The 14925-nt window shown below is 29.7% G+C and carries 17 protein-coding genes and 1 riboswitch; of the genes, 12 read left to right on the top strand and 5 right to left on the bottom strand.

Annotated features, from left to right (window positions below; genetic code table 11):
- Positions 1-66: 66 nt before the first annotated feature.
- Together GXK57_RS05055 and GXK57_RS05050 are read left to right on the top strand one after the other, a co-directional pair.
- Positions 67-501, top strand: a complete 435-nt coding sequence (locus tag GXK57_RS05055) for a CPBP family intramembrane glutamic endopeptidase (protein WP_160672386.1) — start codon at positions 67-69, stop codon at positions 499-501.
- Positions 502-783: 282 nt separating this feature from the next.
- Positions 784-1953 (top strand): MerR family transcriptional regulator, encoded by a 1170-nt coding sequence (locus GXK57_RS05050; RefSeq protein ID WP_160672383.1) that lies wholly within the window; start codon positions 784-786, stop codon positions 1951-1953.
- 150 nt (positions 1954-2103) lie between these two features.
- Here the strand turns inward: GXK57_RS05050 and GXK57_RS05045 are convergent, their stop codons facing one another.
- The 3 genes from GXK57_RS05045 to GXK57_RS05035 all read right to left on the bottom strand — a co-directional run bounded on the left by GXK57_RS05045 (position 2104) and on the right by GXK57_RS05035 (position 4125).
- Positions 2104-2622 carry a GNAT family N-acetyltransferase gene (locus tag GXK57_RS05045; RefSeq protein ID WP_160672380.1) on the bottom strand — a complete coding sequence of 173 codons (519 nt, stop codon included), beginning with the start codon at positions 2620-2622 and terminating at the stop codon, positions 2104-2106.
- Positions 2623-2718: 96 nt separating this feature from the next.
- On the bottom strand, positions 2719-3399 hold the full coding sequence (locus tag GXK57_RS05040) for a radical SAM protein (RefSeq protein WP_160672377.1): 681 nt from the start codon (positions 3397-3399) through the stop codon (positions 2719-2721).
- 18 nt (positions 3400-3417) lie between these two features.
- Entirely contained in the window at positions 3418-4125 is a 708-nt protein-coding gene (locus tag GXK57_RS05035) for a B3/4 domain-containing protein (RefSeq protein ID WP_160672374.1), read from the bottom strand.
- A 72-nt stretch (positions 4126-4197) separates the two neighbouring features.
- A riboswitch (guanidine-I (ykkC/yxkD leader) is annotated at positions 4198-4292 on the bottom strand.
- Between the two features lie 181 nt (positions 4293-4473).
- Between GXK57_RS05035 and GXK57_RS05030 the strand changes: the two genes are divergently transcribed.
- From GXK57_RS05030 to GXK57_RS05005, 6 genes are all read left to right on the top strand, one after another.
- Positions 4474-4800 (top strand): PadR family transcriptional regulator, encoded by a 327-nt coding sequence (locus tag GXK57_RS05030; RefSeq protein WP_160672371.1) that lies wholly within the window; start codon positions 4474-4476, stop codon positions 4798-4800.
- 18 nt (positions 4801-4818) lie between these two features.
- Positions 4819-5853 carry a DUF1048 domain-containing protein gene (locus tag GXK57_RS05025; RefSeq protein WP_160672368.1) on the top strand — a complete coding sequence of 345 codons (1035 nt, stop codon included), beginning with the start codon at positions 4819-4821 and terminating at the stop codon, positions 5851-5853.
- A gap of 146 nt (positions 5854-5999) precedes the next feature.
- On the top strand, positions 6000-6659 hold the full coding sequence (locus GXK57_RS05020; RefSeq protein ID WP_160672365.1) for a hypothetical protein: 660 nt from the start codon (positions 6000-6002) through the stop codon (positions 6657-6659).
- Between the two features lie 438 nt (positions 6660-7097).
- Positions 7098-7307 carry a hypothetical protein gene (locus GXK57_RS05015; protein WP_160672362.1) on the top strand — a complete coding sequence of 70 codons (210 nt, stop codon included), beginning with the start codon at positions 7098-7100 and terminating at the stop codon, positions 7305-7307.
- A gap of 369 nt (positions 7308-7676) precedes the next feature.
- The gene (locus GXK57_RS05010; protein WP_160672359.1) at positions 7677-8294 is read left to right on the top strand and encodes a DUF1062 domain-containing protein; all 618 of its coding nucleotides are present in this window, start codon (positions 7677-7679) and stop codon (positions 8292-8294) included.
- 359 nt (positions 8295-8653) lie between these two features.
- A complete protein-coding gene (locus tag GXK57_RS05005) occupies positions 8654-9622 on the top strand; it encodes a phosphotransferase (RefSeq protein WP_160672356.1) in 969 nt (322 codons plus the stop codon).
- Positions 9623-9869: 247 nt separating this feature from the next.
- Here the strand turns inward: GXK57_RS05005 and GXK57_RS05000 are convergent, their stop codons facing one another.
- Positions 9870-10745 (bottom strand): PHP domain-containing protein, encoded by an 876-nt coding sequence (locus GXK57_RS05000; RefSeq protein ID WP_160672353.1) that lies wholly within the window; start codon positions 10743-10745, stop codon positions 9870-9872.
- A 330-nt stretch (positions 10746-11075) separates the two neighbouring features.
- Here GXK57_RS05000 and GXK57_RS04995 point away from each other — a divergent pair, with 330 nt between their 5' ends.
- Entirely contained in the window at positions 11076-11444 is a 369-nt protein-coding gene (locus tag GXK57_RS04995) for a VOC family protein (RefSeq protein WP_160672350.1), read from the top strand.
- A 293-nt stretch (positions 11445-11737) separates the two neighbouring features.
- Complete coding sequence (locus GXK57_RS04990; protein WP_160672347.1) at positions 11738-12559, top strand: CPBP family intramembrane glutamic endopeptidase; 822 nt, start codon at positions 11738-11740, stop codon at positions 12557-12559.
- A 162-nt stretch (positions 12560-12721) separates the two neighbouring features.
- Here GXK57_RS04990 and GXK57_RS04985 read toward each other — a convergent pair whose 3' ends face one another.
- Complete coding sequence (locus GXK57_RS04985) at positions 12722-12973, bottom strand: kinase to dihydroxyacetone kinase (RefSeq protein ID WP_128213189.1); 252 nt, start codon at positions 12971-12973, stop codon at positions 12722-12724.
- Positions 12974-13364: 391 nt separating this feature from the next.
- On the opposite strand from GXK57_RS04985, the gene GXK57_RS04980 reads away from it, so the two are divergent.
- Together GXK57_RS04980 and GXK57_RS04975 are read left to right on the top strand one after the other, a co-directional pair.
- Entirely contained in the window at positions 13365-14171 is an 807-nt protein-coding gene (locus tag GXK57_RS04980; protein ID WP_160672344.1) for a class I SAM-dependent methyltransferase, read from the top strand.
- Positions 14172-14332: 161 nt separating this feature from the next.
- Complete coding sequence (locus GXK57_RS04975; RefSeq protein WP_160672341.1) at positions 14333-14905, top strand: Crp/Fnr family transcriptional regulator; 573 nt, start codon at positions 14333-14335, stop codon at positions 14903-14905.
- Positions 14906-14925: the final 20 nt, after the last annotated feature.

Here is a 14925-nt window from a genome sequence, read left to right as displayed (position 1 = left end):
TATAAGTAATATAATTAATGAAGTTTAACTCTATTTTAGAGTTCTGTAATTGAGGTGTTTGAATTAATGAAAAAAACTTTAATGTTAATGCTGCTAGTAGCTATAGTTATTCCAATTGCTTTAGCCTTTATTGAAAAAACAATGTTCCCTGAAGTAGCTGAGCATATATTAAAAAGGCTACCATTTGATATTAATAACAAAAAAATAGTTTTGTTAAACATTATAGTAGGAACTTTTTTAGAAGAGTTGATATATAGACAGTTGATTCAGACAGTTATCACAAAGTTTACATCAGTTCCTTTTGCCATAATAGTAGTATCTATTGCTTTTACGTTAATGCATTACTCTTCAGGCCAATTTAGTATAGTGTTTTTTGATTTATTAGGTATATTTGTGGACAGCCTTCTTTATGGTTTGATTTTTTCAAGGTCAAATATATTATTTTCTTGGTCAGCCCACTGCATGAGTGACTTGGTAGGACTATTATGTTTGTTAATCTAAGTAAAAGTGGAAAGTGTTTAATTTTAATACATAATCCAGTTTAAAATCACACAATTAATAGCGAAATGTGTGATTTTTATTTGTCTTCAAAAGGCTGTTATAGTGTTTTAGATTATTAGACAGTAAGTTTTTGAGAAGGTGGGTTGGATAGATATGTGGTAAAATATATACTTTAACAATTACTTATTGACCCTAACATAACGTCATAGTGTAATATAAAAATTGGCCAAGATAAATTAATCAATGTTTATAGACAATAAAATTCAGTTTAGAGGTGTATCAATGAGAACGATAAAACAAGTTTCAGATCTAACAGGAATAAGTGTGCGTGCACTACATTATTACGATCAAATAGGATTGTTAAAACCAAGCAATATTACAGAAGCAGGTTATAGACTTTATGATGATGAGGCTCTCAAAACCTTGCAGCAAGTTCTGTTTTTTAAAGAGCTAGATATACCTCTAAAGGAAGTTAAAGAAATAATGACTAGCCCATATTTTGATAAGATGAAAGCTTTAGAGGAACAAAAGAAGCTACTTTTATTAAAAAGAAAAAGACTTAATGGGTTGATAGATCTTATAAATAAGACCTTGAAAGGAGAAGGAAATATGAACTTTGAAGAATTTGATATGAGTGAATATTACAAGGTTTTGGAGGAATATAAATTAGAGCATGAAGATAAAATAATTAAAGCTTATGGAAGTATAGAAAAATACAATGAGAGTATTGAAAAAATTAAATCTAAAGAGGTTGAAATTGCTAAGTCTGCTATTAGGCAATATGGAAGTATTGAAAGATATGCTAAGGCCATTAAAAATAACTTAAATAGTGAAAAACTAGAAAACTTATCAGAGAAAATAGATAAATTTAAAAAGGATTTATTAGAAGGAAAACATCCAAGATTAAAGGAGTTATATAGAAAATTAATAGAGGATACAAGCAAGGATCCTACTTCTAAGGAAATACAAGAAGTTGCTGAAGAAATATCAGCTACAGCTAAAAAAGATTATGATGTATTTCAAGTAGAGGATATTGGGGAGGAGTTTTGGTATAGTCATGTCCAAATGTATTTAGTTTTTCGTGATTGGATAAAAGCCTTTGATGACAAGTATGGGGAAGGAACCTGTAAGTTCGTTGGAGAGGCTTTAAAAAAGAATCTAGATAATAAGAAACCTAGAGCAGTGGCATTATATGAAGAGCTTTTAACGGACTTAAGTAAAGATCCAGCCTCAGAAGAAATACAGCAAATTGTTAAAGAAATAGAAGAACTACATGAAAAAACTAATGAAATCTATAATTTGGATCAGGGAGATAATTATATGGGCTATATGGCAGAATCCTATTTATCTAATGATATTAGGATAAAAGCAACTGATAAGAAATATGGAGAGGGTGCTTCAAAGTTTATTGGAGAAGCCTTCAAGTTCTACTCAGAAAAAAATAAGTTATAATTAGATGCTTTAAGAGCACCAGATTTAAAGCTTATGGAAAGCTCCTAATTAGTTTTTCTGAATCTTTGGGGAGCTTTTCCATAAGTTAATTTAATATTAGGATATGTTCAACACGGTACTTTAACTAAGCCTAATCTTATAGGAGAAGTTCTATAATACTAGCTTCATCAAATTATCTGTCTGCTCATCATCACCCAATCTAAAGATATGGGTGTCAAATTTTTTAAAGCCTAGCTTTTCATAAAATTTTATTGCATTTATATTGTGTTCCCACACACCTAGCCAAATATAATCTAAATCATTGCTTTTTCCAAGCTCAATAGCCTTGAGTATTAAACTCTTACCCACTTGCTTGCCTTTATAATCTTTTAATACGTAAATTCTTTGCACTTCTAAGGTGTTTTCGTGACCAGGCTCTGTTTGAGCTTTATCAAAATTAACCTTCATATAAGCAGCTACGGCTTCATTATTTTCAACTATATAAAATTTCGAACCGCTATTTTTAAGTTCATTTCCTATTTGTTCATAAGAAAAGTTTTCTTTTAAGTAATTTTCCATATCTTCTTTTGTATTCTCATCAGAAAATGTTTCATAAAAGGTTTTTTCTCCTACATATTTTAGTTTTTCTATATCCTCTAAACCACATTCTCTAACTAAAAAGTTATCCATAAAGATCATTCCTCCAACTAGTATAATCATTAAATTTATTATATGTATTTGGCTCATTATAATAAAATTTATATTTTCAGATTCGCCTCTAAGAAGTCAGAGGAGCTTTAAAATTTCTTCAAATCTTTCATCGTTTATCCAAAGCTTTTTCTTAAATCTTTCATCATCTATCCTTGCAATAAGTACTTTGTCTGGAGCTATTTCTTTAATAATATTCTTTAGTTTTTCAATTGATTCTTCATCGTCGTTATAGCCCTTAATGATAGTGATTTCAAATATAAATTTTCCTTTGTATTGTTTATTAAAAGAAACCATGCTTGAAATGTATTCTTCTATTGTATAACCGTCAATTGGTCTTTGAACCTTTTGGAAAGCTTCTTCTGTTATTGTTTTTATCTCGCCAATAACTTCATCACACTTATTAGCAATTTCTCTATATTCAGCTTTACCCAGCAAATACCCATTAGAAAGTAGCCTTACAGGTAAGTCTTTATCCTTGATTACATCAATTATATAAGAAATTTTGTCGTTGACTAGTGCCTCACCTTTTGAGTTAATAAAGATTAATTCTGCTTTAGTACTTTCTAGCATGGTTTCTAGTTCTTTTAATGAATCATCCATTTCATCAAATGATATTTGTGTATCTACCTTGTTTTCCGATCTTCCAATAGGACAAAATATACAATCAAAATTACAATGCTTTTTAGGAAGTATGTTAACTTCCAATACTTTTTTTCCATCTTCAATATAAAGCTCTTTGTAGCTGAAAACCCCCATTGTTATGACCTCCTTGTATTATTGTATTGTTACTTGTTTATTGTTAATATCAAGAATAGAAAGCTTACAGCTTCCACCTAAGTTGACTTGTACTGTTTCTGACAACTCCTTTAAGGCGGTTTTAAAGTCTTCCGTTCTTGTTTCATCAACTAACTCAATACATAAAAAAGCATTTTTTGTATCTTCAGTTAGCATGGTCCTTACAGATTCACGCCAATTAAAGCATCTGCAAATTGCACCTTCGTTATCCTTATATACTATTTCGCCTTCGTATGGAGGCTCACTTTTGTCTGTTCCTAGAGTAATAAAATCTTCGTTTCCAGCAGCCTTGGTCAACCTAATGTTGCCAGAAAATTTATCAATATCTTCGCCACCGCAAGGTAAGGCATATTTTAGAGAAATACAATTATAAATATCTACCAATGGATTAATAGTACCTAAATGATTGCCATTATTAACTCTTTTTAATAATGCTTCGATAGAGGATCTCGCCCCTTTTTTTGTTTTAAACTTTTGAAAAGCAGTTCTCCATACTTTTATAACGTGGTTGCTGCTAAAATCTTCATTCTGCAAATATTTTAAAGCTTCCTTTTCTGCATTATAGATAGATTCCTTATATTTCTCTTCATCCTTTATGGCATTGTCTATATCATGGCATATAATAACTCCTATCATGGCATTAGGGAATAGGCTCCAAAAATCCTCTTCTATTATAAAATCTTTCATTATTGCTCCTCCTTGTATGATTGGATTACATTTTTAAATAATAAAAAAAGCCTAAGGAAATATTCTAAAAATATCTCCCAGGCTTTTATCCTTCCGTGTACACAGTTAACTGTGCGTCTTCTCTTGGACCAGCCAGCATAATCTGCGGAACCCTAGAAGACTAAAATATATATAAAATTATAAGTTGAAACTTACTAGAATTAATTTATCATAGCATAAAAGTTTAGTCAACTTAATTTTAACTAAGTACTTTAAAAGTTTAATATGAAGCTACTTGACATTACAAAGTAGATGCTATATATTGGTATTAAGCTACTACTATACAAAGCATAGTAGGGAGGAATTATTATGGATGAAGCACAATTGCTTAAAGGAATTCTAGAAGGTACAGTATTAAGCATTATATCTAGAGGGGAAACTTATGGTTATGAAATACTACTTGTACTGAACAAATATGGATTTAAGGATATCTACGAAGGTACCCTTTACCCAATATTGACTAGAATGGAGAAAAAGAATATTATAAGTTGCCGCATAGAAAAGTCACCGTTAGGGCCTAAACGTAAATATTATACTATTACAAAGTCTGGTGAAACATACTATGAGGAATTTAAAAAAGTATTTATGGAAATTACATCAAAGGTAAATGAAATTATAGATGCAGATAGTTTGTAAAGTTACTAGGGGGATATTATGAATAGTGGTAAAGATAAGGTTGAGAAATATGATGGTTATAAAAACTATATTGACTCTTTAAAAGATGAATATAGAAGAAGCTTCGATAAGATAGAGATGTATATTACTAGCTCATCTAAACTTAATACTTCTGAAAAAAACAACTGCCTGTTGCAAGTTTTAGATACATTTCTATCTGCTCAAGAGCAAGAAAAATCAGTAATACAAGTTACTGGTCCAGATTTAAAGAGGTACTGTGATGATATGATTTATGGTGAAAGAATATATATTTATAAATCCTCTAGGATATTTTTTGCTTTGCTAGGAACTTTGTTTTATATTTCTTATATGCAAGTGTTTCCAAGGATTTTTGATGCCATAAAGTTAAAGGATATAAAGGTTATTTTTAGTTCTATTAATTTTGGAATAGCTGATATTATACTTATGCTAGGATATATATGTATACCTAAGATTATTTCTTTTATAACAAAATCACAATTTGAAAATCCTAAAAGGTGTAGAAGTATAAAGAGGTATACATACGGTGGAATATGGCTTTTTACAATTATGATCTATTCTTTTATAAAAGGTAATGATACAAGTAGTCTTATAGTTATATCATTCTCAAGAGTATGTTTAGTTCTTATTTATCTTGGATTGATAAACTTTGTGATATTCTTTCTAATGAAGGTACTAGAGCAAGGTGATTTAGAAGAAGCCAAGGAAGCTCGCGAACAGAAGTATTTAGATAAATTAAATAAAAAGTACCAATTACATGTAGAAAAAAGAAGTAGATATAGCAAAGAACCTTTAGACTTCAAGCAATTTAAAGCTAATAGAGTAAAGAGTAATTATTTTACTATAGTAGTATTCTCTATATACTTCTTAATATTTTTAGTGCTAGCGGCTCTTATAGGAAGAGGTATGTACCTTCAGGATAGCGTAGATACTTTTGGAATTATATTTTTATTTATAATTGCTCTATTAAATATACTAATTGCGGTATCAATTAAATTCTTTATTTTAATAAATAAAAAGTTGCTTGTTCCTTAAAGGATAAATGAAACCTTCTAATATATTAGGAAGACAGATACAAAAAATCTAAAGAAGAAAAGCAATTGGCAACTGAGCTAGCAAAAAGAATGAGTGAAAATATAGAAGAATATTGGCTTGAATAGAATAGCCATAGAAGAGGTAATATGAAGAAAATATTAGGAATTGTTATAAGAATGCTCTTAGGCTTTTTATTATGTGCCTGTGGAACGGTAATGGCCCTTAACTCTAGATTGGGGTTAAGCCCATGGGATGTATTCCATCAAGGATTAACGAAGGTAACGGGTATAACTCTTGGTCAAGCTAGCATTATAGTTGGGATAGTTATTGTTATAATAACAAGTGTATTAGGACTAAAAGTAGGAATTGGTACGATAGCTAATATGATAGTAATTGGTTGCTTTATAGACTTGATAATATACACAAAGCTTATTCCTGTTTGCAATAGTATAGGTACTGGTATGTTAATGATGATAGGAAGTTTGTTCGTAAGTGCAATAGGAAGTTACTTCTATATTGGTTGTGAGATGGGATGTGGTCCTAGAGATGGTCTCATGATAGCACTGGTCAAACTTACCAGCAAACCTATAAGCCTTATAAGATTTGGCATAGAAATGGGAGCTTTAATAATTGGTTGGATATTAGGTGGCTTTGTTGGAGTTGGAACTTTTATAACGGCATTTGGAATAGGTTATTGTGTACAAATAGTATATAAATTACTTAAGTTTGATGTGAAAGCTTTGAGTCATAGAAATATAAAGCAAGGATTCATATTTATTAATAACTGCATATTAAATCAAAGATAGGTAAGCAGGATTTCTTCTAATTATATAAGGGTAAGGTATTTTATAATAAATATCTTATCTTTTTTTCTTTACATAAAAGTATAAAACTTTTTATCAGCTAAACCTAGTAATATGAAGAATTTACAACAGCTATGTAGAGTAAATAGCAAAAAATTATATCGTCTTTAAGAATTTCTTCACTTATGTTTAAAAAGTTAAATTCGAAAAAAAATAATAACTGACGGTGACCTCAGTTATTTTTTTACAATAATTAATTTATTTTTCTAATTGGGTGGTATAATATGGTTAAGATATACTGCTCTATATAAAATCTATAGTAAAAATCCGTTAGCTTCTAAATGGTGAATCTAAAAATATAGTTTCTTATACGTATGATTTAAAACTAAAGTGTAAATTAAAATAGATATTGTTAGAAGATATGTTAAAGGAGGTATTGTTGTGACCGGTAATTTAAAAAAAGGGAATTTAAATGATAAGATAGTCAGTGTAATTATCTTATTGTTATGGATTCTGCTTATATTTGTAGCAGTTTCAACCCTTATAATATTTGTAAAGTCAAAAAGTTGGTTTTACGTTATACTTGGAGTACTCCTTGTTGGAGGAACATTGGTAAATATTAAGTATTTCAGAGGGTTAAAGTCACATTAAAATAAGTATATATTTTAATAATTTGATTTTTTGTCTTTAAAAAATGAGGCGATTTATGGTGGTCAACTATCGCCTCATTTTTATTTCTCAAATAAGTATGAGGTTTTGTCTATTACTTGAAACTGATAAAATATATTTAGTTAAAAATATTATTGAAATTAGGTAAGCATAGTAGAATTTTTAGAAATCATAAATCACTAGCTACTTAGCTTCAACCAGGAGTTATAACATCTCCTTAGATAAAGGATTGGAGGAATTTTTATGATGTTAGATATCTTTAGTGCGTAGCAGAGGCTATTGCATTAATTAAATAAAGTTTAATGATATAGCCTTTGCTGTTCCTACAAAATTAAAACTAGGAGGAGCAAAATGAGCTATTTAAAAAAATATCAGTGGGAGCTGGTTCCTGAAAAACTACCAGTAGTAAAAAGGAATTGTCCCAAATGTAATGAAAAAACGAGTTATATAAATACTGAGAAATTTAGAGTAAATGCAAATAAAAATAATCTTGATATTTGGTTGATTTATCAATGTGAAAAGTGCAAATCCACTTATAATATGACCATATACGAGAGAATTAAACCTTATGATATTAGTAAGGAAGAGTATGAAAAATTCCTTTCAAATGATAAAGAGTTAGCCACAAAGTATGCCTTTGATTTGAATATTCATAATAAAAACAAAGCAGAAATTGCCCTTGAAGATATAAGCTACACTTTAGTTAAAAAGGAACTAAATGCTTATTATATTAGAGAAAATGAGCTTGTTATTGAGCTTTACTGTAAATATCCAGTAGAAATTAGAGTGGATAAGCTTTTAAGTGAAAAGCTGGGAGTTTCAAGAAGCAAGATTAAAAGCATGCATGAAAAAGGTTTGATTTTTATTAATGATGACAAAAATTCAATGAATTCTAAGGTGAAAAATGGAATGGAGATACATGTTTTAAAGGTGGAAGATAATATAGAGCTTTTAGAGCTTATAGTGTAGAGAAAATATGTATAAAGGCAGTATGTAAGGTTGATAAGTAAATAGCCTAATGTACTGCTTTAATTATTATTTGGATCAAGAATTGATAACTTGCGTTAACATAAGAAAAAAAGGTAAAAATAAAAAAACTAGAAAAGAAGATCTTTTAGCTAGTTTTGGTTGACTGAGTATAATAAAAATGGTAATGTTAATTAGATACTATATTTATCGATAGTTTATATATAAATATCTAACTATATTATACCTTGTTACTAATTTTATGTCAATAGATTTAGTAACAAGGTATCTAAGTTTATATTGGCAAAGGATAAAATTTATTAATTAAAGTGTTATAACAATAAAATATATAGGAGGCCATCATGATTCCAGATAATAAGAAAGCCGCAGTAAAAAAAGCTCTACAGACAACTTTCGGAGTAGATACTTATGATGAAATCAATCCAATAACCATAGGTCTATCAAACGCACTTACATTTCGTATTGTTATTAAAAGCAAGTGCTACTTGATGAAAATTGCGCGGACAGATACAATAAGTGATACTTTAAATTATTCTTATATGAAAGCTGGTGCAGAAATAGGGGTAGCTCCACGTGTTTGGTATATAAGTAGTGAAGATAAGATTTCAATAACAGATTTTATACAGAAGAAGCCATTTCCAATGGATAAAGCTAGAGAAATAATGCCTAAATTAATAAGTAAGCTTCATAAGCTTCCACCTTTTCATAAATTGCCTTTTGATGCTATGGACGGAATTGTGAAAAGGGTTCTTACCTCAAAATTACTTCCCGACAGCTTAAATGATGATATATTAAAAACTTATAATCTCATAAAAAGTGTATATCCAAGCAATCCAGAGGAATTTGTATCATGCCACAATGACCTGAAGCCTGAGAATTATATATTTGATGGAGAGCAGGCATGGCTAGTGGATTGGGAAGCCGCTTTCTTAAATGACCGATATTTAGATTTAGCTGTAGTAGCAAATTTTGTTGTGAATAATGAAACTGAAGAGATTAATTATCTTAAGGATTATTTTGGAGAAGACCCTGACAAATATAAACGGTCACAATTTTTTCTTATGCAACAGTTACTTCACATACAATACTTATGTATTTTTGTTATGTATGCTTCTAAGACTATATCTATCAAGTTTGATAACATAAAAGTAGATTTTAAAGAGTTCCATGAGCGTATGTGGCAAGGTAAAATTGATTTGGCAAATGATGAAATGAAACTTGAATATGCACTGGTGCATATGAATAAATTATTATCTAATATTAACACAAAACGCTTTAAGGATTCCCTTGATATAATTTCGAAGAAGTAGCTTATGAATTACAATTATTATATTTAAAATTATCAAGGTTTCAAAGGATAGTAATTTAGATAGCACTACTAATGTGAGGTGAATGACTAAAGCCTTTAGTTACTAGATAATAGAAAAGTATATAGTTAAAGGCACTCTCATGAGAGTGCCCGTTTTACTGTCTAGACCAGTATGAAGTTTTTTACAAGCTAAACCTAGTAACTTTAAGAGTTTATAACAGCTATTTAAGGTGAAAAGTAAAAACAATTTATAATAAATTACTTGGAAGCCAAGGTTCTAGTATGGTATAAGGAATTTTTACATTGGGTAAACATTCTCCCATATTAACATTAGGTTTTAATGCACCGTGGTAATCACTGCCGCCTGAGGAATTTAGATTATGTTCCTTACAGTAATCAAGTAGGTGTTTTGTTCTTTCAATGGAGTGAAGAGAATGATAACATTCTATACCGTCAAGAGCATTTAATGACACTATTGAGCCAAGAAAAGCATCATGGTCTTCTACAAAGTATCCATAAAGGTGGGCAAGAAAAGATTTACCACCAGCCTTTTTGATTAGGGCAGCAGCTTCTGGCACTGTGAGGTAATCCTTCATTTGATTTAGAAAGAATGGACTTTCTGGGTTGTTTACACAGGTTCTATAAAAAGCATTAAGGCTTTCCCAAATATTTTTGCCTAAAAGTCTTTCGTTTTCAGGATATTTTCTTATATCTGCATGCAAGATCTGTGTTGCAAAGTATTTTCCTTTAATTGATAAGTTATCACTATACTTAATATTAAGATTCCTGCATACCTCCATCATTTTTTTTAGATAAGTATTTTCCCTTTCGTAAAATTTCTCATCAGAAACTATTCCGCTTGAGCTTATTACCTCTAGATCTATACCATATCCTAATATTTCAATTGGTTTCCCATTATGTACAGCAGAAAATTCACAGCCTGGAATAAGCTTACCTTCATAGTACTGATGGATATTTATGTCCTTAAGTTTCATGTAAGCCCCGATTGAATCGTGATCTGTAATAGATATATATTTTAAACCTAAATTTTGAGCTTTTATGAGTAGATCCTTAGGTTCGTCAGAACCATCAGAGGTAGTAGTGTGCATATGTAAATCTATCATAGTAATACAACTCCTTACGATATTTAGGGATGTAGCTTCAAAATTGAATTTATGTAGAAAACTTATATGGGAACAAAAGAAGTCTTTCAAATACTTCTTTTATGGAAGGTGTACATCCTCATACATTATATTGTATCTAACTTTATATGTTGAAGGCAATAACTAAAGAAAAGCATATAAAATTAAAAGAATATTATGAAAATATATATTTTAATATATAAAACAATATCCATTTTATGTATAATTAAATTATTATATAATCATAAAGTTTATTGTTTAATGATTAAATATAGAAAAATAGTATGAATTAAGATGAGAGGAAGTAATAAAATGGAATTTATGATACAGTTGTATGTGAAAAATGCGAAGGAAGCTATTGAGCTTTATAAAAAAGCCTTTGATGCAAAATTAGTGTATATTGAGTATACTCAAGAAAGCGCAGTACTTCATTCAGAGATTATTGCTCATGGCCAAAAGTTAGCTATTAGTGATTATGAAGAGGATCTAGTAACCGGTACAGTTTTTCAGATAGATGTAAGGATGCATACAGCAGGAGATGTAGAAAAAGCCTACGAAGTTTTAAGAGAAGAAAGTAAGACTAACGTTCCTATTGGATCATCTTCTTTTAGTCCATGCATGGTAGACTTTACAGATAAGTTTGGAGTTAGATGGTGCCTTTTCTCAGAATGGCCTGATTAAAAGAAATATTTAATATATATTTTAGTAAGGGCTGAAAATATTTTTTCAGTTAAAGTGATTAATTGTTAATGATCATATTAAGTAAGCTATGTTTTAAGAAAATGTATGATTTTAGGTTATTAAATTATGGAGTTATTGTGCAAAGAGAGAATTTCACGCAATTAGTTAGAAAAGCTTTATAGAGGTGGTGTGGATGCAACAATCCTTTGCACTGACAGTCATAGAACAGATATTTGTTTAGTCCAATATATAAATTTACTATAAGCAAATATCTTTATTGAGAGGAGTATTATATGATTGTTAGAAAAATAAAATCTTCAAATACATTACAAGTTGCGGTGTATGTAGCTGCAACGTATTTATTTTCTTGGATTATTTGGGGGATTATATATGTATCCTATAGAAATATAATTTCTTATAACATTTACAAGAATTATTCTGAACTTTTCTTTGCAATAGGTGCGCTTATGCCAACCATTATGGCTATAAGCTTTACTGGATTTTTTTATGGAAGTGATGGAGTAAGGAACTTACTGAAAAAGGGGATTATTTGGAGAATTAATCCTTTATATTATGTATTTATTTTGTTTTATGTAGTGTCATCATTTTTTATACCTCTTTGGTTTTGTAATATTACAGGGAGTTCGTATAATTTTGATGTATCAATAAATTTTAATAGTGTACTGATTAATTTCTTTGTAGTTTTATTTTTAGGGGGGCCACTGGGAGAAGAGTTTGGCTGGAGAGGCTTTGTTTTAACAAAACTTCAGAATAAACTAAATCCGATTTATTCAAGTGTTATTTTGGGAGTAATTTGGGCATGTTGGCATTTGCCACTTTTTTTTATTCATGGCACACCACAATATGGAATTCCGTTTAGTTTGTTTATGATATCAGTAATGTGTTTATCAATAGTTTTTACATGGATATATAACAGAACTCATGGAAGTGTATTAATGACTATTCTTCTTCATACCTTATATAATATAACTCCAATAATTAATCCGGATTTTGTAAAAAACTTTAATAGGTATACTGCTACTTGGATTATATATCAATTAATAATTATACTATTTATTATATGGGATATGATAAAGAAGACTTCAAAGAAATAAATTAATATTAGAAAGCATACAGAGGTATGAGGTTTGATGTCTTAACTAATAAAATAGTGAATATAGACCTGAGAAGGTTCATAAGCAAAAAAATCACTAAAGAATTTAGCTTTAGTGATTTTTATATACAAATATTTTATGTTTATAGTTTATGGTTATAGCCTAGCCTTTAAGACCGTTAGCCTGTCTTTCCATATTTTCTACCACAACATCGTGAATTTCTCCTAATGAAGCACAGTACTCAAGAATTTCCCATGGTTTATTTGTATGAAAGTGTATCTTAATAAGCTCATCATCTCCAACGGCAAGCAAAGAATCACCTTCAAAGTTTTCAGTGATATAGTCATTAATATCGTCCTCTGAAAGATTCTGTCCTGCTATTAATAACTGAGTATCAAATTTAAATTCAATCATAAATATTCTCCTTTTCTCATTAACAAACAATCTATAAAATATGGGTTAATCCATAACATGTTTATTATAGTAGATTAACTAATATATTCTATTATACATAAACCTAGTATAATAAATCCAGTATTAATTGATAATTTGTTTCAGTTGTTTATTTTTACTAGTTCTTTTAGCAGCAATAACAATATTAAAACATGTGTCTTTTAGACCAAATAAATAATCTATATGCATTGGGAATAACAGTTTGAAGAGCGAAATAGTACTAAGTTCATAAGCAATTGCAATTAATTATGTAGGTTTATACTTATATGCAATATAAATCAATTAGTTGAAAAATATTACTTGTATGATATAATTGTCTCTAATATATTGAGGAAAGAGGTGTTGAGAGATTATGAGTATTGAAGATATTTCCAGTACAGAGATTCAAAAAAGCAAGGTTTCAGCTATATATGATATTTTTGACGAATCACTAAGATTGAAGTCAAAAGCAGGAAGGGTTGAATTTTTAACCACTGTAAGACAAATTGAGAAGTACCTTAAACCTGGGATGAGAATATTGGATTTAGGTCCTGGAACAGGTGAATACAGCTTTTATTTTGCTAAAAAAGGTTTTGAAGTAACCGCTGTTGAGATAGTAGAGAAACATGTGAAGCAAATAAAAGAGAAGATCACTGAAGATATTTCTCTTGAGGTATTTCAAGGTAATGCAGTTAATTTATCAATGATAGAAGATAAGGCCTATGATGTTGTTTTAAGCTTTGGTCCACTATATCATTTCTTAAAAAACGAAGACAAGCTTACTCATTTAAAGGAAGTGAAGCGAGTTTGTAAGGATAATGGAAAGATATTTTTGGCTTTTATCTCAAATGATATGGTTATTACAACTGAGGCTATGTGCTATAATTCTAACTATTTTAAGAGTAAGAACTACAATCATGAAACCTTTAAAGTAGTAGATGAACCTTTCGTCTTTCATACAGTAGCTGCTTGTAGAAATCTGATCAACACTGCTGATTTGAAAATCATGGGCGAAGTTGCTGCAGATGGATTAAGTGAATTGTTAGCAGATAAAATTAATAGCATGGATGAAGAAAGTTATGAAGCATGGCTTAAGTATCATTTCTACTGCTGCGAAAAGCCAGAATTCTTTGGAGCAAGTAACCACCTTTTATTTGTAGCAGAAAAGTTTAATAGTTAGTTTATGCATCTTTGATAATATTCTCAAAGATATCATAATAAAAGACTATATATTTTACTAAATGATATTTGGATAAGTTAGGCTGCAATTATATTAATCAAAGAAACTAAGCCTTTCCATAAAGCTGCACACATATAGATAATGAAAGCATGGTAGAAGTGATGAAGAAAAGTGAATACTTAGAAACAGGACTTGGAATAACAGTTAATGCAAAAGTAGCCCATAGGTTGAATACTGAAACTTATATTATAAACTTTCCAGCTAAACATATTGCGCTGATGGAAGGTACAAAGTCCAATAGTCTTTATTTTATAATAAGAGGCTCAGTTAGGGGGTACTATATTGATGATAATGGAGAGGACATAACGAAATGCTTCAGTTCTGAAAATGAATTTTTTTCTTCTGAAGGGTTAAGAAATGGACAAATTTCCTCTTTTACAATTGAATGCTTGGAAGAATGCCAATGTATTCAGCTTTCTTATAATCTAGTAAATGAGCTTATAAAAGAAGATGAAACTCTAAATAATATATTTATAAAGTACTATCTGCAAGAAGTTGATAAGCTAGAAAAAAGAGTAAAAAACTCGTCACTTATGAATGCAAAGGAGAGATATGTTGATTTTTGCATTCAATACCCTAAGCTTAAGGATAGAGTTGAATTAAAATACATTGCATCCTTCATAGGTATTAGAGCGGCTTCCTTAAGCAGAATAAGAAAAGGAATGAAAAAGTAATATTTCAATTAACCTAGGTG

Origin of the sequence: Clostridium sp. C8-1-8, assembly GCF_009928445.1 — a bacterium.
Classification (GTDB): domain Bacteria; phylum Bacillota; class Clostridia; order Clostridiales; family Clostridiaceae; genus Clostridium_AR.
Note: the sequence above shows the minus strand (reverse complement) of the source record. Positions and strands in the feature narration are given on the sequence as shown.